This window comes from Bradyrhizobium sp. USDA 4510 (assembly GCF_054059095.1).
Window position 1 is genome coordinate 2,845,229 of sequence record NZ_JBSSBT010000001.1, and the last position, 21,313, is coordinate 2,866,541.

The following is a 21,313-nucleotide window of genomic DNA, read 5'->3' on the forward strand; positions in this document are numbered from 1 at the left end:
TGCTAGCGATTTCATACCTCAGTTCCGCGGTCGTTGTGATTGCCATGCAGTCCGTGGTCGGGGCCTAGCATGCGGATCGCCCAGCTTGCTCCATTGGCCGAGAGCGTTCCGCCGAAGCTCTATGGCGGCACGGAGCGCGTGATCGCCTGGCTTGTCGACGAACTGGTCGAGCTCGGACACGACGTCACCCTGTTCGCGAGCGGGGATTCGAAGACAAAGGGAAAGCTCCATCCTGTCTGGCCGCGTGCGCTGCGCCTGGGGCGAAGGGGAACGGATCCGAACGCCGCATGCGCGCTGCTGATCGAAGCCATCGCCGATCGCGCGGGCGATTTCGACGTGATCCACTCCCACGTCGACTGGTTGCCTCTTCCGGTGCTAAGCCGGACCGGCGTGCCGTTCCTGACGACAATGCACGGCCGGCTCGACCTTCCCGGGCTGTCCGATGTGATCGGGGCTTTCCCAGACGCGGCCTTCGTCGCGATTTCCGACGACCAGCGTCGACCACTTCCGGATGCGAACTGGATCGCGACGATCCAGCATGGGCTGCCCAATGATCTGTTTAGGCCGTCCTGCGAACGTGGTTCGTACCTGGCCTTCCTCGGGCGGCTGACGGCGGACAAGGGACCGGAGGCCGCCATACGCATCGCACGCGCCGCGCGGACGCCGCTGCGGATAGCGGCCAAGATACCGCGCTCGGAGACGGCCTACTTCAAGAAGAAGCTCGAGCCGAACATCGATGGCGGGGAGATCCAACTTGTCGGCGAAGTGGACGAAATCGGGAAGCAGCCGTTCCTCGCCGGGGCCGCCGCGTTGCTGTTTCCGATCGCGTGGCCGGAGCCGTTCGGGCTCGTCATGATCGAAGCGATGGCGTGCGGGACACCTGTGATTGCCTACCGAGCCGGCTCGGTGCCCGAAGTGGTGGAAGACGGCGTCACCGGCTTTATCGTGGATAACGAGGACCAGGCGATCAGGGCAGTGAACGAACTGGGCCGGCTGGACAGAAGAGTGGTCCGCGCCCGGTTCGAGGAGCGCTTCGCCGCAAGTCGGATGGTGAAGGAGTACGAACGCCGATATCGCGAGCTGCTCGGCCGCGGAGGACGCGAAGGATTCGAGACGGGGTCAACCATATCGCGCCCGGAAGTCGGCACGGCTTCAGAGTCTCTTCGTTGAGTCGCCGATCAGGAGGCTCGCATGAAAACCATTCTTTCCACGGCGGCTTTTGTTCTTCTCGCGACGGCCGCCCTTGCGGACGAAGTGCCTCCTCCACAGCCGGAGGTCCAGCAGGCCGGCGACTCCGCAAGGCAAGCGGAAGACTGTTCGAATGAGGTTTGGCAGCTTTGCCTTCACTCCCAAGGCAAAGGAATTGTCGTCCGGCTCGTGAGCACCGAACATCGTTAGTGGACCGGATCCTGACCCCCATCAAGCATGGGTAGAATCCTTTGCGCCCCGTTTCGACTGAAAGGAGCGATCAGGAACAAGTGGCAATCGCGGGCGTTGGGGCCCGGCATCTTGAACGGGTGCGGCTCACGTTGGAGGAGATAATCGATGAAAAGCTTTCTTGCCGTCGCTCTGCTTGGCACTGCCGTGATCGGCGGCGGCGCGTTCGCGCAATCCACCCAGCCCGCCGATCGCGCCGCGCCGGCGGTCACGGCCCAGCCGGCCGATGCGAAGATGGCGCTCAAGGGAAATTGGCGCGCTTCGAAGCTGATAGGCCTGAACGTCTACAACGAGGCCAACGAGAAGCTCGGAGACATCAACGAGCTGCTCGTCGACAAGAGCGGCAAGATCAACGCGGTGGTGATCGGTATCGGCGGCTTTCTGGGCATGGGCGAGCACGACATCGCCGTCTCGATGGACAAGCTGAAGTTCGTCGAAGAGCCGGTCCGGACCAGCTCGAGCAGCACGTCGACCAACTCGCGCGACACCACCACCGGCGCGGCTTCGACGAATACGACGAACCGCAACGCGAACGATTGGGTCCCGGACCACGCGGTCATGAGCGGCAACAAGGAGCAATTGAAGGCGCTCCCGCAGTTCAAATACTCGGACTACAATTAGTGCGGCGAGAACTCACGGAAAGAGGGCCCCCGCTGGGCCCTTTTTTCTGCCGGGCCCAATGGTCCAAAAAAATCGCCCGGTTTGCGGGCGAGCCTTTCATGCGGACTGTTCGCTCAGTGCATGTGAACTATCCAATAGCCGACGCCGCCAACAACGAGCACCGGGGAACGGCCCATAAAGTCAGTACAAGCATTTTCTCCTCCAATGGCCTTCAGAACGTTTTCGCGAGGCCGGCTCGGCAATGCGATGGCCGTTTACTGTTCGGTGCAGACCTTGGTGGTCTTCACGGCGGACTCGGCTTCCGTCTTGGTCTTGTAGACGCCGTCGCCCACGACCGTCGTCGTGGTCGTCGTCGGCTTGGTGTCGACAACGGTGCACTTTTTGGTCGTTGCATCACGAACGATGTAGAACTCGGCGGCGCTGGCGGCCTGGGTGCCGAGGGCGAAGGCGGCGAGGCCGCCGCACACGATCAGCTTCTTCATTGACTCCTCCAATGGCTTCTAAGTAGTCACTGCCAACGGGCAGGCGGGCGCGAAGTTCCGTTTCTTCCCGGCAGTCGGAAGGCACACCGCTCATGTCGCGAGACTGATTTCTCGCGGCGACAAGAATTTCCACCGGCGCCGTCTCAGCCGATTTGCCGAAACTTCCCGTTCTGGAACCTGGCCCTTCGTCCGGTGTTGTTCGGCGACCAATTAGGAGGATTTCAGATGAACAAGCGTTTATTGTTGGCTACGACCGCCGCAGTTGCGCTCGCGACTTCGGCTCTCGCACAATCTTCTCCGAGCACGTCGAGCTCCAATCCGTCGGCTACGCAGCGTCAACAGGATTCCACGTCGACGCCGCCGTCCTCTTCGACGTCGACACCGTCGTCCAACTCCGCTCCGGGATCCGCGCAGACCAACCCTTCGACGAATGCGGCCCAGACGCAGCCTCCGCCAGCGACCGGCCAGAGCGCTGCAGGCCAAACGTCCAACTCCGGTACGGGCACCAACACCACGCAGGCGCCCACGTCGAACAACTCTACCAACCAGGCGCAGACGAGCCAGCCCTCCAACCAGACTAATCCGCCTTCGAACCAGGCGCAGACCAATCCGCCTGCGAACAATCAGACACAGAGCGCGAACCCACCGGCTTCGGGCACCAATCAGGCTCAGTCTCCGACGGGTAGCAATCCGACCACCACGGCCCGGCAGCCGAGCAGCCACCAGAACACGGCCAATCGCTCGTCGAGCACGAACGTGAACGCGTCCGTGAACATCAACGATCAGCAGCAGACCCGGATCAGCACGTCGATTTCACACCTGGATGTGCAACCGCTCAACAACGTGAATTTCTCGTTGTCGATCGGCACGGCCGTGCCGCGCGATGTACATCTGCAGCCGCTGCCTGCGGAGGTCGTCGAGATCGTACCCCAGTACCGGGGCTACAACTTCGTGCTGGTGAGGGACGAGATCGTGATCGTGGAGCCCTCCAGCTACAAGATCGTCGCGGTCCTGCCGTACTCGGGCCGCTCCACGGCGGCCGCGCCGGCGCGCACCGAACAGCGCAAGACGACCTTCAGCGACAAGGACCGCGAGGTCATCCGCAAGCACGCCAAAGCGCGGCCGGTCGAGCGCGAGCGTCGCACCACCACCGGCAGCTCGGTTCGTACCGAGATCCGCACCGGAGAGCGCGTGCCGGAAGGCGTGGAGATCGAAGCGTTTCCCGAAGAGGTCAATCGGGATGCTCCGAGCCTTCGCGAGTACCGGTACATCAACCGGGACAGCCGGACCTACATCGTCGAACCCCATGAACGTCGCATCATCGAAGAGATCGACTGATCTCGCCAAGGAAGGAGAATATCCATGAAGAACATCGCGCTTGGAGCTCTCACCGCGACCTTGATGGCGTCGTCTGCGAGTGCGGCACCTCTTGCACCTGCAGCCATCGCGTCGACTGAGGCTGCGGGCATCGAGCAAGTCCGTCTTGTCTGTAACGAGTATGGCCGCTGCTACCGGACCCGCGGTCCCCGCTATGTCCAACGCTACTACGGCGGAGACGACGGCTACGTGGTTCGCCGCAGCTACGGCTATTACAATGGTCCAGGCTACTACGATCGCGGCTACGGCTACTACGGCGGTGGCCCAAGCATCGGTTTCAGCTTCGGCACCCGGAGCTGGTGAACTAGAAATGGGGCCGCTCTCTGAGCGGCCCTTTCGCCGTCGATTACGTTTTCGCGGTGATGAGATGTCTGCTATTGCGAAGCTCCTGGGACAGAAAGAGCAATTACCGGCGCGGCTCGAAGCCGGTCTCGGCCCGAACGAGCGAGCCGAAATCCAGGCGCTCGCTCCTCGCCAAGATCGAGACTGCGCTGAAGTTGCTCGGCACCCAGGAGTCCGCCGCTGCAGGCGAAGAAAGACGGCGCGTGTCGTGGTTGTTGTTCATCACTCGCTCTTCCACCAAGCGCTCGCGGCAGATATCCTAGGAAGCAGGACGCGCTTTGATCTCTGGCTGGCAGCGGCACATGTCCTCGCCAAGCGATACAGATAAAACCAATGACGCTGCCCGCCGACGGCGAAGAAGGAGCAATTCATTGCTGCTTGTCCTGGCCGTTGGATTTCTAGTCTTTGGCGCCGCAGCGGGCGCACTGTATTATGCGCTGCGGCCGGAAGTTCTCCGGATCGCAGTTGGACCTCCCGGAAGCGATGATCACAAAGTAGTTGAGGCGATGGCCGATGCCTTCGCCAGCGAAAGCAGAACTGTCAGGCTGTCCCCGATCAAAGCCGACGGGGCGGTCGAATCCCTCGCGTTGCTTCGTGCTGGGAAGGCCGACCTTGCGGTCGGTCGCGGCGACCTGGATATGCCCGCCGACGCGCAGACCGTCGCCACGCTGCGTAAGAACTTCGTTGTGCTGTGGGCGCCTTCCGGACTTGCGGGCAAGGCCTCCAAAAGAAAGCACGCGCCGAAAATCAAGGAGATCGCCGATCTCGCAGGGCATCGTGTCGGCGTAATCGGGCGGACCCCGGCGAATGCTGCTTTCCTGCGGGTTATCCTTAGCGCCTCCGGCGTGCAGGCGGACAAGGTCGCGATTATGCACTTTGGAACGGACCACATCGAGGAGCTGGCACGCGACCCGACCCTCGATGCATTCATGGCGGTCGGTCCGCTCGATAGCAAAATCACCTCCGACGCCATCGCTGCAACGACCCGCGTGCGAGGCGCGCCGAAGTTTCTCGCGATCGAGACATCGGAAGCCATCGCCCTGAAGCACCCGCGGTATGAATCCGAGGAAATTCCGCCCGGCGTCTTCAATGCCGATCCGGCTTGGCCTGATGACAAGGTTGAGACGGTCAGCGTCAGCCATCTGATCGTGGCGCGAAAGACATTGTCTGAAGCGACGGTGGCGGCCTTTTTCCGGCAATTATTCGCTGTCCGTCAGGCGATTGCCAGACAAGTGCCGGGGGCTGCACACATTACCAAGCCTGACACCGAGAAAGATGCCGAGCTGCCCGTGCACCGGGGAGCGGCGGCCGTCATCGAAGGTAACGAACGCAGCTTTCTTGACAGATACGGCGACTACTTCTGGTTCGCTCTCCTGCTCCTCTCCGCGATCGGTTCGGCCGGCGCCTGGTTGCGTCGCTATTTGAATCGGGACGAAAGGGAGGAAAACACCAGCCATCGCAACAGGCTCCTGGCCATGGTTTCCAGCGCGCGGACCGCGGAAACCAACCAGGAACTGCTGGCCCTGCAACGCGAGGCTGACGCAATCATCGCGGAAACGCTCGAAAGTTACGATGATGCCGCCATCGAAGAAGAAGAGCTGGCAGCCTTTGGCCTGGTGCTTGAACTGTTGAACCATGCCATCGTCGAAAGGCGAGCTGCGTTGCAACGAGGTCCCCTTGAACCGGTTCGAGGCGCGGCAGTGGGTCACAGCCTTCCGCCTCGGGGATAAGGTCTCGTATGAGAAAACTGCACCTTGGGAAAATGATTCTGCGGCTGCCTTCATTCGATACCTTGAAAAGTGACAGTACGCGAACTCGGGCGTGTGCACGTCACCAGCGGATTAGTGGGCCAGCGCGTCCGGACGAAGCTGGAACTGGACCACCAGGGGGCTCGATAGTGTGGCGTCCGTCGCTCCCGGATGTGGCGCTCGATAGCCTCGATATGAAACGGTGTGCGGTTGCCGGAAGCCACCCGAACAGCCTTCCAGCCCGCTGCGGGATCATCGATCCGCCCATCGATCTGCTTGTCAAAGAACCCATCGGATAGGGCACGCGCCACGGCGCAGCTCGAGATCGGCGCGAACGACATTGGCCGTATCGTCAAAAGTGCGAATGGGCCCGAGGGCGGTGTGTGGGTCATCGCCGAAACCAAAGATCTCGGCACGTGATTACGGAGCATCGTATGCGTCGTCGTAGGCGTATGGCCCGCCTTAGTACCCGGCGCCGTAGTCATAGTAGCCCGGACCCGGTCCCCAGGCATACGCCGAGGAGGCAAGCCCTCCGATGACCGCGCCGGCGATCACGCCTCCGGTCGCCCCACCATTGCAAACTTCCTCATCGGATCATTCCTTTCTCGTTTCTTTCCCGGCTCGACAACGGGAAAACCAGGCATTGGTTGCTGGTTGTCCGCAATGCCTCGGCGCCGGGGCCCGCGCAACAGCTTGACCGAAGGCAGGTTCAATCCGCACTGCGGTGCGGCCACTTTCTGAGCTGGCCGAGCCGGATCTCGAGTGTAGACTTGGCTGGATATTGGGGCGCTAAACACTTTTGAATTTGGCGCCCATGTGATTGTGATTGCGTTACAATCTTTTTCCTTTGGGGGCCTCATGTTCGATCCGGCAATGACCGCGCTTCTGTGTATCGTCCTCGACGAGGTCTGCGAAGACGTGTCGCGCTATGAGACCGGCGCACGCACCCACGTAGCTTTAAGTATTTTGGAAGCCGCGACGAATGGCGACACCTCGCCCGAGCGGCTGAGGCAGGTCGGCCGCGAGGCTCTTCACGGCGCGCCGACGATGTGGCGATAGCGGGCGGGAGCGGGTGGCCTGAACTTCCAGGTCACGGTGCTGAAGATCCTGGTGAGCTATCCCGACGGATTCGCCGTCATGCCGGACCTCAAGCGCGACCTGGCGATCCTTGCGACGAGCGGACGGGACTGGGGCGAGCGGACCAAGCGCTCGGCCGCACGCATGCCGGATCTCGACATCTTCTCGCAAGGACTGGTGGAGCGCCTGAACGGCGGTTGGCGCATCACAGAGAAGGGCCGCGCGGGGCTGGAGCTCATGGAAGCCGCCCGGCCTTCCGACGTAGAGCTGCGAAGCGAGGGACCCCGGGCCGAGTCTTCGCCTGCAGCGCCCAGATCTCCGCTTCCTGGCTCAACCCGCGAGAGCTAGACCCAACGGCGTCAGCGGCGTCGACCCGTCCGGGAGCGGGCGCGGGCGAAGGCTTTCTGACTCCGCCACGGGCCGCCGTACTGGCGGCGCTTCGGGGAATTCGAAGACTTTCATCACCGTGCTGCGCACCGGCCCACAATCGCAAGGTGGGAGCGGCGCGCCGTGCGTCGTTCCGCTGCGGCAGGAATCCTAGACCCGGGGGTAGGCGTTGCGGTCGCGTCCCGGCCGAATGCTGCCGGAGGGCGAGAACGACGGCACCGAGGCTTCAGCCAAGGAACGGAGCCATGGTCGTCCGGTTGACTTCTGAAGACAAACTTCAGGAGGTCAACATGGCCATGGAAGATCGCGAGACGTTCAGCTTGATCGGAAGTGACAAGGTCGAGGGCTCCAACGTGTACGGGGCCGACGGCGAAAAGGCCGGCTACATCGAACGCGTCATGATCGACAAGATCAGCGGCAAGGTATCCTACGCGGTGCTGAGCTTCGGCGGTCTGCTCGGCATCGGTGATGATCACTATCCGCTGCCGTGGCAGGCACTGAAATACGACACCAACCTTGGCGGCTACGTCACCGGCATCACCCACGACCAGCTCCGCGGCGCTCCCAAATATGCCGATGAGAGCAGTTGGAACTGGAGTGACCCCGCGACCACGCGGGCGGTGAATGCCTATTACGGTGTGCCGGTGGCTTGAGGCGGCACTCGGGGCCACGACCCTGCCGTTACGCGAGACCCACCCGCCTTTCCGCCTTGGTCCCGATGGAGACTTAAAAGTGAGTGCTGCAATTCGCGTTCTGGTCGTGGACGATGAAGCTCTGATCTGCAGCTTCATCGAGGACGCCTTGTGCGACGGCGGTTTCGAGGCTTGCTCGGTCCATTCGGGGGAGGTGGCCCTATCCACCTTTCGCGATGGGCGAGAGGGGTGTCGGGCGTTGCTGACGGACGTCAACCTGGGTAGCGGCATCAGCGGATGGGAGCTGGCGCGGCAGATCAGGGAAATCACGCCTGGCTTTCCTGTCATCTACATGACGAGCGCCAGCGCGCCAGACTGGAAATCGCAGAGTGTCGATGGCAGCGTCCTAATCGAGAAGCCCTTTACGCCCGCGCAATTGGCTGCGGCCGTCTCGCAGCTACTCGATACCGGCCTCTCGCCGGGTTGAACCGGGATCATTGTGAGCTTCCGATCCTTCGGTCGAGCCCGCAGATGGTGGCTATGCCGTGAGGGCACTGGCGATCGGGGCCCAACCTCGCCAAGAAGCCGCGCAAGGCATCAAGCGGGCAGAAGAAAATGCTGATGCCGATCAAGGCAAGAAGGCCGCGAATGAGGCCCCAGTGAAAAGCCGACGGCCAGGCCGCAGGGGAAGTCTGCCTGTGTCACGGGCCCCATGGAACGAACGGGCTTACCGCGCGTCGAATCACTTCCCACCCGGCGCACTCCCCCTAAGGCTTCGCCGGGAGAAAGCCTGCCCATCAGGGTTGGCGGTCCTGATGCACATTATTGGGCGAGGACCCTCGGAGGAGGGGCAATGAGCAATGAGCAATCGCATATCGGAGCGGAGAATGCCGACCCCGACCGAAGGAGAAGCTCGAAAGGTCTTTAGTGACGCGGATGCCAAAGTGGCGGTGTCGAGTATGAACGCGCCCAGCAGGCGTTCCATGCGAACCGGGAGTGCCTGAAGGCGGAACGATTGGCCCGCGAGGCGGCAGCGAGACATCTAAGGCCTGAACAGCCAGAAAATCTGAAGATCCGCAAGGTCCGATTCGGCTTGCGATGATGCAGCGACGGTGGGAACACTGTGCATGAGCAACTGAACGGCAAGCCCGCGGTTGGGATCCAATGAACAGGCTTTACCCCCTGGTTCTGGAGCACCGGCTTCCAAGCCCGGTCCGGTACGGCATCTCCGCCTGCATCATGGTGGTGTGCGCCGTGCTGCAGACGGCGCTGCAGACTCAGACCGGGGCGCCTGGATATTTCCTGCTTTTGCCCGGCGTTTTTCTCTCGGGCCTGATCTTCGATCGCGGCTCTGGAATATTCGCGGCCTTCATCGCTATCGGCGTGGGCGCCTACCTCAGCTACGCAGGTGGCTTCGGCATCGATTTCCTCGCGACGAATGCACTGTTCGCGATCACCGCCGCCGGGACAGCCATCGTCGCCGAATTTCAGCGCGCGGAACTCCGACGCGTCATGCAGGCGGACAAGACCAAGACCTTGCTGCTGCAGGAGATGGCGCACCGGACGAAAAACAATCTCGCAATCCTTGGCGGCATGATCCGGCTGGAGGCAAGGCACGGCGGGCCGGAGGTCGCGGCTGCGCTGGAAGCCACCGCCCGCAGGGTGCAGGTGATGGCGGAGGTCTACGACCATCTTGCGCTCAAGGAGGACTCGCGCTCGGTCAACATGCGCTACTTCCTAAATGACGTGGTTGAGAAGGTCTTCCAGTCCTTGGCTCCATCTGGGCCGGTTGCCTTCCAGGTGGTCTGCGAGGACATTCTCCTGCCGAACAACCACGCGCTTGCGCTCGGCATGATCACGAACGAATTGGTCACGAACTCGCTGAAGTATGCTTTTCCTGGCGACAGGCCAGGAAACGTCGTTGTTTCTTTGTCGAAAGGAGACGGCATCGAGCTGTCGGCGTCCGATAATGGCATTGGCCTGCGGGAGGGAGCAGAGCCGGGCGGACTGGGCTCCCGCATCGTGCACCTGCTCACTCAGCAGCTCGAGGGCGAAATCACATACGAACGGCTGGACCCGGGTCTGCGCGTCCAGGTGCGGGCGCATCCGCGTTAGCATTCCTTATCGCTAGGGACAGGTCCATCTGAAGGGGAATTGGCATTGCGTCAGGAGCCGGTGCACCAAGTCCTTCTTGCACCTGCTTGCCTGGCAACGGAGGAGGGCCCAATGTCGACCGTCGCAAAGCTTCTTGCACGGAAGCAGGCGCTCCTGCAGCGACTACAGCGTGATCCCGGACCGAACGAGCGGGAGGAAATCGAGGCGCTGATCGCCCAGATCGAGACAGTACTAACGCTTCTCGGCGGCGGAAACGATCATGCGTGCGCTCAAGGACGACGACTGGATGGTGCGCGAGATGGCGGCCGAGACGCTGGGGCTCAATGTCAATGGTGGGTTGGTCGCCGCCGCCGCCGCGTTGGGCGAGATCGCTCATCCGGATGGCGAAGTGTTCCTGGCGGTCATTGCCGATGACCCGGATCCAGATGTCAGAAAGAACGCGCGCTGGGCCCTGCAACAGATCGTGGCGAAGAAGGCAAAGGCGAATTCGTAGGTTTGTACCCGAATTCTGCGAATGAGAGCAACTGCGCTCAATCGGGTTGAGGCAGTGGGTGGAACAGCGTTCGTACGTCGGCTAGGGGCCAGAGTATTTGCTTGCGTGCCGTGGGTCGCGGCCTTGAAGAGAAGCTGCGCGGCCAGCTCCTCAACTCGGGGGCTCCAGCGAACGGGCGAGCCAACCAACCCGATCCGTCTCCGTGGGATCAACGGCAACTGAGACCTTTACGGTCCGCCCACAGGTGGCGCACTCGAACATGCGCTCCTCGAATCCACGCTTGCCGGCCGAGACGCGCGCTAGAGCCATTTGGTGCTTGCACACCGGACACGTCGGGCGATCGTTGGTTGTCGGGCTCACGGAGCTGGAATGCGGCCGTAGTAGTCGTCGACCGATCGGGCGACCGAGGGGTCTGACCAGTTCCAACTGCTCTCGTTGCTGTACCTTGGCGCTCCGCGCAACTGGCTGTCGTTAAGTCCCGTAATGTAGCCGCCGAGGTTGGTGTCGTATTTGAGCGACTGCCACGGAAGGGGATAATGATCGTCTCCGATGCCGAGGAAGCCGCCGAATCCCAGCACTGCGTAGGAGACCTTGCCACCAATCTTGTCGATCATCACCCGTTCGATCGAACCAATGCGTTCATTGTCGGCACCATAAACGGCGGTCCCTTCGACCTTATCGCTGCCGATCAGATTTCCAGTCTCCCGTTCTTCGTAAGCCATGCGATCCTCCTCATGATGGAGCCCAACCCTGGGCAGTTGTGGTCGTTCCTAAGAGACCTTTGGCTCGCCAATGCTTTCACCAAATTTGAGCTAGGCGCACCGGTCAGCGGCCGTCTCAAAACATCGAGTGGCGGAAAGGTACCTCATCCTATTCACCTGAGCGCCGGCGGTTTGATTTGGAAGTATGTACAAAACTGTACACTGGAGGCGAAGGTGCGCGCGTCGCCGCGCGGCTAGGATCAAAGGTGAGCTATGAGGCGAAGAAAACCCGGACTTCGGCAGCGTCGGTGAAGAAGTCCGTCAAGAAGGTGGGCAATAGCCGCAAGAGAGTTGAGCGCCGGCTCGGGTCGGCGGTGAAAAAGTCGTTAGGAACGGCACCTTCGAAGCGTCGTTAGCAATGCGTCGCTCCTCGGCAGAGCGGCATTGGACGAATGAAGGTGCCCCGGCTCTTGCCCCCGAAGACCCGGGGCACATCGATCAGTTTGGAGCGGCCCCGGCCGCAAGCGCGTCGATCGTCGGCCGAGTTGCGGTGCCGGTCGGAGTTAGGGCCTGGTCGGCAGCAATCAACTGGTGCTAATTCGATCCCGAAAGCGCGCTCGTTCGGAAGCGGAATCGCCGCGGGCTGGTCGCAGTCTGTCGCCTATCTGACGTCGGCGATCGTGGCGAGTGAGACAATGATCGGCCTCAGTGCTCTCCCCGGGGCGCTGGGCCTTTGCTTCTTCAAAGGTGCCGGATCTCCGAGTGTGGCGGTCGTGCGGACCCCCGTGCTTGCGGCCTTGACCGGCTTCGACCAACGCGAGGCGCAGACTGGCGGGATGGAGCCCGAGACCGGGCAGGACGCGCGCAATGCGACCGTCTGCCGTCACGACAAACGCGGCCGCGGGATGCGCGTAGCGGCCGTGGTCGCGGTCGTAGACCGCTTCAAATCCGAATGCTCGTGTCAGTGCCGCGATATCGCCGGCATCGCCGCGCGAGACGTGGGCGGCGTCGCCCAGCGCTTCGAGGCCGACTTGCGCCTGCTTCATATCCTTCGCGTTCTCCGGGGTATCCTGCGGGTCGAAGCTCACGACGTGCAGATCGAAGTCCTGACCGGGACGCAGGCCGGACTGCCGGAGCGCATCGGAGACGGTGCTGACTACCGGGCCGCACAACGTATCGCAGGTAAAATCTGCGAGGACCCACACGCTGGGTCCGCCGGTGAGCCATTCCCGGATCGGCCGTGCGACGCCGTTTTCGTCGCGCAGGCGGACGCTCAGCGGTAGCACGGCGCCGAGCCGGGGCGATGCGTCGACTCCGGCGAGATCGGACCCGGTCAACTCGGCGCGCGCCGGCGCCAGCGCTGCGCAGACCAAATAGACGGCAAGCATCATCTGGCGATGCATCGCTTCTGGCCTTCACTTCTCCCTGCCGGGCAACACGGTCTCGAGCAGCTGGCGCGCTGCGCCGCGGATGACGCCGACTTCGTTCGGGTCGCCCTTGGCGAGCGCGATCGAGAAGTTCTTGGCTTGCTCGAGCGTAATATGCGGCGGTAGCGGGGGCACTTCCGGATCGGTCTTGACTTCCAGCACCACGGGGATGTCGCTCGCGAGCGCCTGATCCCAGGCCGAGCCGAGCTGTGCGGGGTCGTCGACATAAATCCCCCGCAGTCCGATCAGGTCGGCGAAACGCGAATAGGAAACGTTGGGGATGCGTTGCGATGCCTCGAACTTGGGATCGGCATTGATGATGCGCTGTTCCCATGTCACCTGGTTGAGGTCTTCATTGTTGAATACGCAGACGATCCAGCGGTGATCGCTCCAGTCGCGCCAGTATTTGGCGACCGTGATAAGCTCGGCCATGTTGTTCATCTGCATGGCGCCGTCGCCAACCAGCGCAATGACGGGACGATCGGGCGCTGCATATTTGGCGGCGATTGCGTAGGGAACTGCCGCGCCCATCGATGCCAGGCCGCCTGACAGCGAGGCGATAAGGCCGGGACGCATCTTCAGATCACGGGCAAACCAGTTGGCGCAGGAGCCGGAATCGCTGGTGATGATCGCGCGATCGGGAATACGCGGCGACAGCTCCCATGTCACGCGCTGAGGATTGACCGGCTTGGCCGGCTGGTGCGCGCGATCCTGCAATGTCTTCCACCAGGTCCGGACGTTGTGCTCGATCGTCTTTCGCCAGCTGCCGTCGCTCTTCTGCTTCAGGCGCGGAAGCAGCGCGCGCAGCGTCTCCCCGGCGTCGCCCACGAGGCCCATCTCCATCGGAAAGCGGATCGATAGCATGCCGGCGTCGATGTCGACCTGGACGCCGCGGGCCTGGCCCTCCTTGGGCAGGAACTCGGAATAGGGAAACGCCGAGCCGATCATCAAGAGCGTGTCGCACTCCATCATCAGGTCGTAGCTCGGCTCGGTGCCGAGCAAGCCGATCGAGCCCGTCACCCATGGCAGGTCGTCGGGCACCACGGCCTTGCCGAGCAACGCCTTGGCGCATCCGGCCGACAGCCGGTCGGCGACAGAGGTGACCTCGTTGGTCGCGCCAAGCGCGCCGGCGCCGACGAGCATGGCGACCTTCTTGCCGGCGTTGAGAATGTCGGCGGCGCGCTCGAGGTCGGCCTCTGCCGGAACGATCCTCGGCGGAGTGTATCCGACGCCGGACCGCAGCGTGCCGTGTGCGCGCGGCGGATCCTCGTAATCCTCTTCCTGCAGATCATTCGGCAGGATCAGCGCGGTCACGGTGCGCCGGGCGAGCGCAATGCGCGCGGCGCGGTCGATCAGATGACGGACCTGAGCGGGCGAGGAAGCCTGCGCGACATACGCGCTGGCGACGTCCTTGAACATCGAGACCAGGTCGAGCTCCTGCTGATACTGCCCGCCCAGCGCGTTCCGCGCCTGCTGGCCCACGATGGCGAGCACCGGCTGATGGTCGAGGAGGGCATCATACAGACCGGTGATCAGGTGTGAGGCACCGGGGCCCGACGTCGCGATGCAGACGCCGAGGCGGCCGGAAAATTTGGCATAGGCACACGCCATGAACGCCGCCATCTCCTCGTGGCGCGCCTGGATGAAATCGATCTTGCCTTCGGCGCGATTGAGCGCACCGAACACGCCATTGATGCCATCGCCGGGATAACCGAAGAGATGCCGCACGTCCCAATCCTGGAGGCGCCGCACTACGAAATCGCCAACGGTCTTGGACATCGTGCATATCCCGAAAGTTGAATGTGAGCGGTGAACGGCGGGGATTGGCAGCCGTTCCAAAGCGACCGTCCCTCAAGTAGGAGGTGGCATCGGAGAAGAGATAGGCAGGCGCAATGGTCACCGAACGTGTGAGGATTCGCCGCGACATGATGGGACGCAGCTGCTTGTTCGAGCAGACCTACCCGAGCTTAGCGAGAGCCTTGGTGGCTCTCCGCCCGCAGTCTAGTCTGGTCTAGTCGGCCGATAGAGGAGCGCCGGTCAAGGACCAGCTTTCTCCATCAAATGTCGCAATCCGCAGAGCTCTGAAGGGTGTGTAGTCTCCGGGCCGGGTGCCGATCGCGACGCCTGGGAGCATCATCGGCAATCGTTCGCCATTCAGCGAGGTAGCCTGCTTCATGAGGTTCTCGCGGGTCAGGTCGTCGCCGCATTTGCGCAACGCTAACTCCACGGCGTGCACGTTCATATAGGCCACGAGCACAGAATAGTCGTCCGGGTTGGCTGAAGGTGCGTATGCCTTCAAGAACTGCTTGTAGGCCTTGACCTCCTCATCGTTGGCCCACGCCGGGTCGCCCGGTTGCTTGAGGAATTGCGTTGTAACCAGCCCTTTCGATGCTTCGAGGCCCGCGGGCTTCAGGATAGTTTCGACCGATGCGGTCGAGCCCCCGATCACGTGCAGGGGTTTCCAGCCGAGCTCGTAAACCTTGCGGATCGATTGCGCGGCGGCCTTCGACGACGACTGCTCGATCAGGGTGTCGACGCCGGCGGCCTTCAGCTGCACGATCTGCGAGTCGATCGTCGGATCGGCGAGCTCGTAGGAGGCCTGGGCGACGATCAGCTCGGCCTTCGGACCGAGGCCGGCGCGGAGGCCCTTCAGGTAGTCCTTGCCATAGTCGTCATTCTGATAAAGCACGCCGATTCTGGCGTCCGGCTTTACGGTGAGGATGTATTTGGCGACGACGCGGCCTTCGGTTTCGAAGTCGGGATAGAGCGGGATCGTCCAGGGAAAGGCCTTGGGATCGTTGAAGCGGCGTCCGCCGGCGGTGATGAACAGCTGCGGCACCTGCTTGGCGTTCAGGTATTTCTGGATCGCGACGTTGGGCGCGGTGCCGATCGTGCCGACCTCGGCCAATATGCCGACGTCCTCGATCAGCTTGCGCGATTGTTCGACCGCCTTCGGCGCGCTGTAGGCATTGTCGAGCTGCGTGAAGTTGATCTTGCGGCCGTTGATGCCGCCTTTGGCATTCAGCATCTCGAAGTAGCCGACCACCGCCCGCCCGGCGCCCGCGCCGAACGCGGATGCGGGACCACTCAGCGGCGTCGATTGGCCGAGCTTGATCTCGGTATCGCTGGCACCGGGACCGTAGGCTTTCTGAGCATAGGCAGGTACCGCCAGCAGTACTGACACCGCGCCGGCCATCAGCGCCCGGTTGATGATGTGGTTCAAGTTCGTTCCTCCCTGCAATTGCTTCTTCTTGAAATCGATCCGCGCTAGCGCAGCAGCTCGCGGGCGATCACCACGCGCTGGATCTGGTTGGTGCCCTCAAAAATCTGGGTCAGCTTGGCATCGCGCATCATGCGTTCGACCGGATAGTCCATCGTGTAGCCGTAGCCGCCGAAGATCTGGACCGCGTCGGTCGTCACCTTCATCGCCATGTCGCTGCCGACGCATTTGGCCATGCTGGCAAGCACGTTGAGCCGCTTCCAGTCGCCGGCATCGCCGGCGTGGGCACATTCGTAGACCAGCGCGCGGGCCGCCTCGATCTGCATGGCCATGTCGGCGAGCATGAACTGCACGCCCTGGAACTCGGCGATCGGTTTCTTGAATTGCTTGCGCTCCTTGGCGTAGGCGACGCAGGCATCCAGTGCGCCTTGTGCGAGGCCGACGGATTGCGCGCCGATGGTCGGCCGGTTGAGGTCGAGCGCGCGCATCGACGCGCGAAAGCCCTTGCCTTCCTCACCGACGAGATTTTCCGCGGGAACGCGGACATTGTCGAAGAAGATCGGCGTGTTGGGCGCGCCGCGAAAGCCCATCTTGCGCTCGTGGCGGCCGAACGTGATGCCCGGCATTCTCTTCGGCTCGACGATGAAGGCGCTGATGCCGTCTGCACCGGCGCCGTCACTGGTTCGCGCCATGACCACGATGTAGTCGGCCGCGACACCATAGCTGCACCACTGCTTGCGGCCGTTCAGGACATAACTATCGCCGTCCTTGCGGGCGCGGGTGTTGAGCGCGGCGACGTCGGAGCCGGCCTGCGGCTCCGAGATCGCGATTGCCGTGACCACGCCACCCTCGGCGATGATCGGCAGATACTTCTTGCGCTGCTCCTCAGAGCCGAAATGCAGCAGCGGCATGATGAACATGGTGTTGAGCGCGGCGATCGACGCACAGGCAGGGGAGACCTTGGAGATCTCCTCGCGCGCGATGCAGGCCATGGTCAGGTTGCCATTCGGGCCGCCATAGCGCTCCGGCACCCAGAGCTGCATCAGTCCCATCTCGCCGAACAGCTTGACCAGTTCGAGCGGGAAGCGGTCGGTTTCGTCGATCTCGGCGGCGATCGGCGCCACGTGCCTGGCGACCATTCTGCGCACGTTGTCACGGAACGCGACCTGCTCCTCGGAAAAACTCATGCGAACTCCCGTTTCGTTTTCTTTGCCGGAAGCAAAAAAGGGCTTCCATTGAATGGGTGATCCATTTAATAATTCATCGCATGAGCACCAAGTCAAGCCCTCGCGCGCCGCGGCGCTCCCGTGCCGCCTCGCCGAGCCGCCGGGAGCGGGCCACCGATCATCGTGCGGCCGGCTCGCCGGCCGCGCCGACATTCAAGCCGATTCACACCAGGCGGACGTTCGAGGAGATCTGCGAGCGCATTCGCGAGCAACTCGCGCTCGGCGTGCTGAAGCCCGGCGACAAGCTGCCGGCCGAGCGCGAGCTGGCTCAGCAGCTCGGCGTCAGTCGGAATGTGCTGCGGGAAGCATTGCGCAGCCTCGAAATGGCCGGCGTGCTCCGGCTGCAGAAGGGCGTCAAGGGCGGCGCCTTCATCCAGCAGGGCGACACCCGCCGCATGAACGAGGTCATGCGCGACATGCTGAGCCTCGGCACGATTTCGGTACGGGAATTGTCGGAGGCGCGGGTCCACGTCCTCGACCTCGTGGTGCAGTTGGCTTGTGCCAATGCCCGCCGGGCCGATCTCGATGCATTGGAAGCCAATATCGAGCGGACGGAGCTTGCGACCAAGGAGGGGCGGCTGCTCGACCGGGTCGAATGTTCGCGCGAGTTCTACAAGCTGCTGGCGGCCTCGACCGGCAACAAGGTGATTGCGATGATCGTGGACTCGGTCACCGAGATCCACATGCGCTTCGTCTATGCCAAGGTCGCTTCCAGCGGGGTCGCGATGGCACGGCTGGCCGAGAAGCGGCGGCAGTTCCTGGCGGCCCTCAGCGAACGGAACGTCGATCTGGCAAGCCGATTGCTGCGATCGCATCTGGAATCCGTGCAGCGCATGCTCGAGCAGGATCCGGGCGCCATGTCGCTTCACGTCGCATTGGCGGATGTGCAGCCCGGGATGCGCCGCTAGCGCGCGCCCGCGTTGCCAATAATCAAACAACTCAAACAGCGAAACAATGGAGGCAAACGTGTCCAATTACGCCAAATATGAATGCCTGACGGTCGAGGTCGCGGACAAGGTCGCGACCGTGACCTTGAACCGCCCGCAGGCGCGCAATGCCATCAATCAGAAGCTGATCCGCGAGTTGCGCACGATCTGGGACGACCTCGCCGACGATCACGCCGTTAATGCCGTGGTGCTGACCGGGGCGGGCGACTTCTTCTGCGTCGGTGGCGACGTCAAGGCGATGTCCGAGCGGCCCGGCGGCGACGTGCTCGAAGAGGGCGAGGTACACGATCCCATGATCAGCCGCCGCGGAGTCACCCGCCAGCTCGAGCTCGACAAGCCCATCATCGCGGCGATCAATGGCGATGCCATCGGCCTTGCGGCGACCCATGCGCTGCTTTGCGACATCACGGTGATGGCGGAAGACGCACGGATCGGCGACACCCACGTCTCGCGTGTCGGCCTCGTCGCCGGCGACGGCGGCACAGTGATCTGGCCGCTGCTGGTCGGCATCAACAAGGCCAAGGAATTCCTGATCCGCGGCACGCTCCTGAAGGGAAATGAGGCGGAGCGGATCGGGCTGGTCAATCATGTCGCGCCGCGCGCGGAGGTGTTGGCCAAGGCCCGCGCGATCGCGGTCGAGCTCGCCAACGGTCCGACCTGGGCCATTCGCTGGACCAAGCTGTCGATCAACCAGATCGTCAAGGAGCGCGTCAACATGCTGCTGGAGGCGTCGATGGCGCTGGAGCAGGTGACGTTCGAGACTGCCGACCACAAGGAAGCGACTATGTCGTTCAAGGAGAAGCGGAAGCCCAGATTCGGCCAGGCATAGCGCGGGCCTCACCATGGCGGCGATCGAAGCCTCGAATGACGATGTCGCAGGAATGCTGCGCGATTCCTTGCGCGGTTTCCTGGACGAGCATTGGCTTCCACTCGATTTAGCCGCATCGTCCTCGCCGGACGAGGTGTCGGCGATCTGGCGCAAGCTCGTTGGGCAGGGCGTCGCCGCGCTTGGTGCGGAGAGCAGCGAAGGCGGGCTCGCCGAAATCCTCGTCGTCATGGCGGAACTCGGCCGGGCCGGCTGCACGGCGCCGATGTGGTCTGCGGCGCTCGCCAATCTTGCGATCTCCGGATCGCAGGTCGACGTCGCGGTGGATCTGCTGGAGCGGCTGCAGTCCGGGGAGGCGACCGTCGCCTTCTCATTTGGTGCGCTGGATCCGGACGCCGGCACAGGAGCGGTTGAGGTCACGGACCTCAAGGCAAAGGGCGTGCTTCGTTTTGTCGAGGCTGCCGGAGGCGCGACGCACCTTCTGGTCGTTCTTGACCAGGCCCAGCTTGGGCTGATCAATCTTGACGGTCCCGGTGTCGAGTGCGTCGCAACCCGCGCGATGGGAGCGTGGGGGCTCTACGAGGTCCGGCTGAACGAAGCGCCGCTCACGCGCATTCCCATAGATACAGTCGATCTCGACCATCTCCGCATCAAGGGCAGAGCGATGTTGACCGCGCGTGCCTATGGCGCGGCGCGGCGTGCCTTTGAGCTCGCCGTGGACTATGCCAAGGAACGGCACCAGTTCGGGCAGCCGATCGGCAGGTTCCAGGCCATCCAGCACAAGCTGGCCGACTGCCTGATTGCGCTCGAAGGCGTCAGGTTGATCCTCGACCATGCCGCCAGACTGCATGACGGCGGCGAGGGCGGCTGGCGCTACTTCGCCGATTGCGCATCGGCGTTCTCCGGTCATGCGCTACGGCAGGTGTCGCTGGAGGTCCAGCATACGTTCGGTGCGATCGGTTATGCCGAAGAGCACGAGGCGCCAATCCACTTCAAGCGCGTGCATCTCGATACGATCGCGCTTGGCGGCGTCTCGGATGCCAAGAGCAGGCTGGCAGCGCGGCTGTTGGATGCGGGCGGCGTCGGGCTGCCGCAATATGACCTCGGGGCCGCTGGAAATGCGTTTCGCGAGCAGATCCGGCTCTGGCTCGAGCAACACTGGACTGGAGATACGAAGCAAGCATTCGACGGAAGGCCCTTCGCCAAGCGTGAGTTCGATGCCGGCTTCGCCCGCGACATCGGTGAGACCGGATGGATCGGGCTCGGATGGCCAGAGCAATTCGGCGGCCAGGCGCGCTCGCCCCTGGAGCAGATCGCCTTCATGGAGACCATGGAGCGGGGCGAGGCGCCGCGGATCGGCGCGGCGATCCAGGCCAATGCGCTGATGATGTTCGGCACGGCAGCGCAGCAGCAGAAATACCTTCCGGAAATCCTGCGTGGCGAAGCGATGCATGGCATGGGCTACAGCGAGCCGCAGGCAGGGTCGGACCTTGCCGCGCTGCGCACCAGTGCGGCCAGGGACGGCGATCACTGGGTGATCAACGGCCAGAAGATCTGGACCACCACCTGGTGGGGCAAATACATGTTCCTCGCCGCGCGGACCGACAAGGACGCGAAGCCGCCACACGCGGGCATCAGCATGTTCATCGTGCCGATGGATGCGCCGGGCATCACGATCAGTCCATCAGCAACCATGTATGATGGCACGTTTGCCAACATCTTTTACGACAACGTCCGCATCCCCGCCGAGAACCTGGTCGGCGAGGTCAATGGCGGTTGGAAAGTGTTGACCGGCGCGCTGGCCTTCGAGCGCGGGCTGGTTGGTGGCGGGATCGTCCTGAAGGTCGCGCACGCCTTCGAGCAACTGCGTTCGCAAGTGATGGCGAAGCAAGGTGATCGGTCTCTCGCCGATGATCCAATCATCCGCGACAGGATGGTGACCTTGGCGTCAGAGATCGAGATCGGCCGTCTCTTGATGATGCGTTGCGCCGAACTTGCCGCCGACGGCGTGACGCCGCCGGAATATGGCGCGATCAGCAAGGTGTTCTCCGGTGAGCTGATGGAGCGATTCGGCGAGGCTGCGCTCGACATCCTTGGCATGCGTGCCGCGCTGTCCGAGCAGATGCCGGGCGCGATCGACAACGGTCGCTTCGAGCAAAGCCTGCGGCATTCGCTGATGTGGGTCATCAGCATCGGGACCAACGAGATTCAGCGCAGTCTGATCGCGCAACGCGCGCTCGGGCTGCCGAGATAGG

General features: G+C 62.9%; 22 protein-coding genes and 1 pseudogene. 16 read left to right on the forward strand and 7 right to left on the reverse strand.

All coding sequences use genetic code 11. The features are described 5' to 3' along the window. The first annotated feature begins 69 nt into the window (after nucleotides 1-69). From ACVMDN_RS12630 to ACVMDN_RS12640, 3 genes are all read left to right on the forward strand, one after another. The gene (locus tag ACVMDN_RS12630; protein ID WP_141343183.1) at nucleotides 70-1,170 is read left to right on the forward strand and encodes a glycosyltransferase family 4 protein; all 1,101 of its coding nucleotides are present in this window, start codon (nucleotides 70-72) and stop codon (nucleotides 1,168-1,170) included. Nucleotides 1,171-1,191: 21 nt separating this feature from the next. Further along, entirely contained in the window at nucleotides 1,192-1,398 is a 207-nt protein-coding gene (locus ACVMDN_RS12635; protein ID WP_141343184.1) for a hypothetical protein, read from the forward strand. 147 nt (nucleotides 1,399-1,545) lie between these two features. Then, the gene (locus ACVMDN_RS12640) at nucleotides 1,546-2,058 is read left to right on the forward strand and encodes a PRC-barrel domain-containing protein (RefSeq protein WP_057017196.1); all 513 of its coding nucleotides are present in this window, start codon (nucleotides 1,546-1,548) and stop codon (nucleotides 2,056-2,058) included. A gap of 254 nt (nucleotides 2,059-2,312) precedes the next feature. Here ACVMDN_RS12640 and ACVMDN_RS12645 read toward each other — a convergent pair whose 3' ends face one another. Beyond that, nucleotides 2,313-2,540, reverse strand: coding sequence for a hypothetical protein (locus ACVMDN_RS12645; protein ID WP_057017197.1), 228 nt, complete (start codon nucleotides 2,538-2,540; stop codon nucleotides 2,313-2,315). A gap of 225 nt (nucleotides 2,541-2,765) precedes the next feature. Here ACVMDN_RS12645 and ACVMDN_RS12650 point away from each other — a divergent pair, with 225 nt between their 5' ends. Continuing rightward, a complete protein-coding gene (locus ACVMDN_RS12650) occupies nucleotides 2,766-3,878 on the forward strand; it encodes a DUF1236 domain-containing protein (RefSeq protein ID WP_141343185.1) in 1,113 nt (370 codons plus the stop codon). A gap of 24 nt (nucleotides 3,879-3,902) precedes the next feature. Then, nucleotides 3,903-4,220, forward strand: a complete 318-nt coding sequence (locus tag ACVMDN_RS12655) for a hypothetical protein (protein WP_141343186.1) — start codon at nucleotides 3,903-3,905, stop codon at nucleotides 4,218-4,220. A 103-nt stretch (nucleotides 4,221-4,323) separates the two neighbouring features. On the opposite strand, the gene ACVMDN_RS12660 is transcribed toward ACVMDN_RS12655, so the two are convergent. Next, nucleotides 4,324-4,482 carry a hypothetical protein gene (locus ACVMDN_RS12660; protein ID WP_159109475.1) on the reverse strand — a complete coding sequence of 53 codons (159 nt, stop codon included), beginning with the start codon at nucleotides 4,480-4,482 and terminating at the stop codon, nucleotides 4,324-4,326. Nucleotides 4,483-4,561: 79 nt separating this feature from the next. Between ACVMDN_RS12660 and ACVMDN_RS12665 the strand changes: the two genes are divergently transcribed. The 7 genes and pseudogenes from ACVMDN_RS12665 to ACVMDN_RS12695 all read left to right on the forward strand — a co-directional run. After that, a complete protein-coding gene (locus ACVMDN_RS12665) occupies nucleotides 4,562-5,989 on the forward strand; it encodes a TAXI family TRAP transporter solute-binding subunit (RefSeq protein ID WP_141343187.1) in 1,428 nt (475 codons plus the stop codon). An 876-nt stretch (nucleotides 5,990-6,865) separates the two neighbouring features. Continuing rightward, the gene (locus tag ACVMDN_RS12670) at nucleotides 6,866-7,066 is read left to right on the forward strand and encodes a hypothetical protein (RefSeq protein ID WP_141343189.1); all 201 of its coding nucleotides are present in this window, start codon (nucleotides 6,866-6,868) and stop codon (nucleotides 7,064-7,066) included. Nucleotides 7,067-7,102: 36 nt separating this feature from the next. After that, complete coding sequence (locus ACVMDN_RS12675) at nucleotides 7,103-7,432, forward strand: hypothetical protein (RefSeq protein ID WP_456835184.1); 330 nt, start codon at nucleotides 7,103-7,105, stop codon at nucleotides 7,430-7,432. Between the two features lie 329 nt (nucleotides 7,433-7,761). Next, entirely contained in the window at nucleotides 7,762-8,124 is a 363-nt protein-coding gene (locus ACVMDN_RS12680; RefSeq protein WP_253640101.1) for a PRC-barrel domain-containing protein, read from the forward strand. A gap of 79 nt (nucleotides 8,125-8,203) precedes the next feature. Further along, nucleotides 8,204-8,590 (forward strand): response regulator, encoded by a 387-nt coding sequence (locus ACVMDN_RS12685; protein ID WP_076826395.1) that lies wholly within the window; start codon nucleotides 8,204-8,206, stop codon nucleotides 8,588-8,590. 677 nt (nucleotides 8,591-9,267) lie between these two features. Further along, complete coding sequence (locus tag ACVMDN_RS12690; protein WP_246786704.1) at nucleotides 9,268-10,218, forward strand: sensor histidine kinase; 951 nt, start codon at nucleotides 9,268-9,270, stop codon at nucleotides 10,216-10,218. 244 nt (nucleotides 10,219-10,462) lie between these two features. Next, nucleotides 10,463-10,711, forward strand: a pseudogene (locus tag ACVMDN_RS12695) (HEAT repeat domain-containing protein); the annotation flags it as partial. 356 nt (nucleotides 10,712-11,067) lie between these two features. Here the strand turns inward: ACVMDN_RS12695 and ACVMDN_RS12700 are convergent. Further along, the gene (locus ACVMDN_RS12700; protein WP_076826400.1) at nucleotides 11,068-11,433 is read right to left on the reverse strand and encodes a PRC-barrel domain-containing protein; all 366 of its coding nucleotides are present in this window, start codon (nucleotides 11,431-11,433) and stop codon (nucleotides 11,068-11,070) included. A gap of 176 nt (nucleotides 11,434-11,609) precedes the next feature. On the opposite strand from ACVMDN_RS12700, the gene ACVMDN_RS12705 reads away from it, so the two are divergent. Then, nucleotides 11,610-11,828, forward strand: coding sequence for a DUF3606 domain-containing protein (locus ACVMDN_RS12705; protein WP_141342315.1), 219 nt, complete (start codon nucleotides 11,610-11,612; stop codon nucleotides 11,826-11,828). A gap of 168 nt (nucleotides 11,829-11,996) precedes the next feature. Here the strand turns inward: ACVMDN_RS12705 and ACVMDN_RS12710 are convergent, their stop codons facing one another. The 4 genes from ACVMDN_RS12710 to ACVMDN_RS12725 all read right to left on the reverse strand — a co-directional run bounded on the left by ACVMDN_RS12710 (nucleotide 11,997) and on the right by ACVMDN_RS12725 (nucleotide 17,246). Next, complete coding sequence (locus tag ACVMDN_RS12710) at nucleotides 11,997-12,815, reverse strand: SCO family protein (RefSeq protein ID WP_253587178.1); 819 nt, start codon at nucleotides 12,813-12,815, stop codon at nucleotides 11,997-11,999. Nucleotides 12,816-12,827: 12 nt separating this feature from the next. Further along, nucleotides 12,828-14,618 carry a thiamine pyrophosphate-requiring protein gene (locus ACVMDN_RS12715; protein WP_253640100.1) on the reverse strand — a complete coding sequence of 597 codons (1,791 nt, stop codon included), beginning with the start codon at nucleotides 14,616-14,618 and terminating at the stop codon, nucleotides 12,828-12,830. A gap of 232 nt (nucleotides 14,619-14,850) precedes the next feature. Next, complete coding sequence (locus tag ACVMDN_RS12720) at nucleotides 14,851-16,035, reverse strand: ABC transporter substrate-binding protein (protein ID WP_244558760.1); 1,185 nt, start codon at nucleotides 16,033-16,035, stop codon at nucleotides 14,851-14,853. Between the two features lie 71 nt (nucleotides 16,036-16,106). Further along, nucleotides 16,107-17,246 (reverse strand): acyl-CoA dehydrogenase family protein, encoded by a 1,140-nt coding sequence (locus ACVMDN_RS12725; RefSeq protein WP_076826407.1) that lies wholly within the window; start codon nucleotides 17,244-17,246, stop codon nucleotides 16,107-16,109. An 80-nt stretch (nucleotides 17,247-17,326) separates the two neighbouring features. On the opposite strand from ACVMDN_RS12725, the gene ACVMDN_RS12730 reads away from it, so the two are divergent. Genes ACVMDN_RS12730 through ACVMDN_RS12740 form a run of 3 tightly spaced genes read left to right on the forward strand, consistent with a single transcriptional unit; the run spans nucleotide 17,327 to nucleotide 21,312 of the window. Next, nucleotides 17,327-18,193, forward strand: coding sequence for a FadR/GntR family transcriptional regulator (locus ACVMDN_RS12730; protein WP_083714940.1), 867 nt, complete (start codon nucleotides 17,327-17,329; stop codon nucleotides 18,191-18,193). 58 nt (nucleotides 18,194-18,251) lie between these two features. Beyond that, nucleotides 18,252-19,061 (forward strand): enoyl-CoA hydratase/isomerase family protein, encoded by an 810-nt coding sequence (locus ACVMDN_RS12735; RefSeq protein ID WP_310884825.1) that lies wholly within the window; start codon nucleotides 18,252-18,254, stop codon nucleotides 19,059-19,061. A gap of 13 nt (nucleotides 19,062-19,074) precedes the next feature. After that, nucleotides 19,075-21,312: an acyl-CoA dehydrogenase gene (locus tag ACVMDN_RS12740; RefSeq protein ID WP_141342318.1), complete on the forward strand. Its 2,238-nt coding sequence runs from the start codon at nucleotides 19,075-19,077 to the stop codon at nucleotides 21,310-21,312. Nucleotide 21,313 lies beyond the last annotated feature (1 nt).

Bases quoted from the DNA above. Each gene is read 5' to 3' on its own strand.
- ACVMDN_RS12630 (WP_141343183.1), top strand. From the start codon at position 70: ATGCGGATCGCCCAGCTTGCTCCATTGGCCGAGAGCGTTCCGCCGAAG.
- ACVMDN_RS12635 (WP_141343184.1), top strand. From the start codon at position 1,192: ATGAAAACCATTCTTTCCACGGCGGCTTTTGTTCTTCTCGCGACGGCC.
- ACVMDN_RS12640 (WP_057017196.1), top strand. From the start codon at position 1,546: ATGAAAAGCTTTCTTGCCGTCGCTCTGCTTGGCACTGCCGTGATCGGC.
- ACVMDN_RS12645 (WP_057017197.1), bottom strand. From the start codon at position 2,540: ATGAAGAAGCTGATCGTGTGCGGCGGCCTCGCCGCCTTCGCCCTCGGC.
- ACVMDN_RS12650 (WP_141343185.1), top strand. From the start codon at position 2,766: ATGAACAAGCGTTTATTGTTGGCTACGACCGCCGCAGTTGCGCTCGCG.
- ACVMDN_RS12655 (WP_141343186.1), top strand. From the start codon at position 3,903: ATGAAGAACATCGCGCTTGGAGCTCTCACCGCGACCTTGATGGCGTCG.
- ACVMDN_RS12660 (WP_159109475.1), bottom strand. From the start codon at position 4,482: ATGAACAACAACCACGACACGCGCCGTCTTTCTTCGCCTGCAGCGGCG.
- ACVMDN_RS12665 (WP_141343187.1), top strand. From the start codon at position 4,562: ATGTCCTCGCCAAGCGATACAGATAAAACCAATGACGCTGCCCGCCGA.
- ACVMDN_RS12670 (WP_141343189.1), top strand. From the start codon at position 6,866: ATGTTCGATCCGGCAATGACCGCGCTTCTGTGTATCGTCCTCGACGAG.
- ACVMDN_RS12680 (WP_253640101.1), top strand. From the start codon at position 7,762: ATGGCCATGGAAGATCGCGAGACGTTCAGCTTGATCGGAAGTGACAAG.
- ACVMDN_RS12690 (WP_246786704.1), top strand. From the start codon at position 9,268: ATGAACAGGCTTTACCCCCTGGTTCTGGAGCACCGGCTTCCAAGCCCG.
- ACVMDN_RS12700 (WP_076826400.1), bottom strand. From the start codon at position 11,433: ATGGCTTACGAAGAACGGGAGACTGGAAATCTGATCGGCAGCGATAAG.
- ACVMDN_RS12710 (WP_253587178.1), bottom strand. From the start codon at position 12,815: ATGCATCGCCAGATGATGCTTGCCGTCTATTTGGTCTGCGCAGCGCTG.
- ACVMDN_RS12715 (WP_253640100.1), bottom strand. From the start codon at position 14,618: ATGTCCAAGACCGTTGGCGATTTCGTAGTGCGGCGCCTCCAGGATTGG.
- ACVMDN_RS12720 (WP_244558760.1), bottom strand. From the start codon at position 16,035: ATGGCCGGCGCGGTGTCAGTACTGCTGGCGGTACCTGCCTATGCTCAG.
- ACVMDN_RS12725 (WP_076826407.1), bottom strand. From the start codon at position 17,246: ATGAGTTTTTCCGAGGAGCAGGTCGCGTTCCGTGACAACGTGCGCAGA.
- ACVMDN_RS12730 (WP_083714940.1), top strand. From the start codon at position 17,327: ATGAGCACCAAGTCAAGCCCTCGCGCGCCGCGGCGCTCCCGTGCCGCC.
- ACVMDN_RS12740 (WP_141342318.1), top strand. From the start codon at position 19,075: ATGGCGGCGATCGAAGCCTCGAATGACGATGTCGCAGGAATGCTGCGC.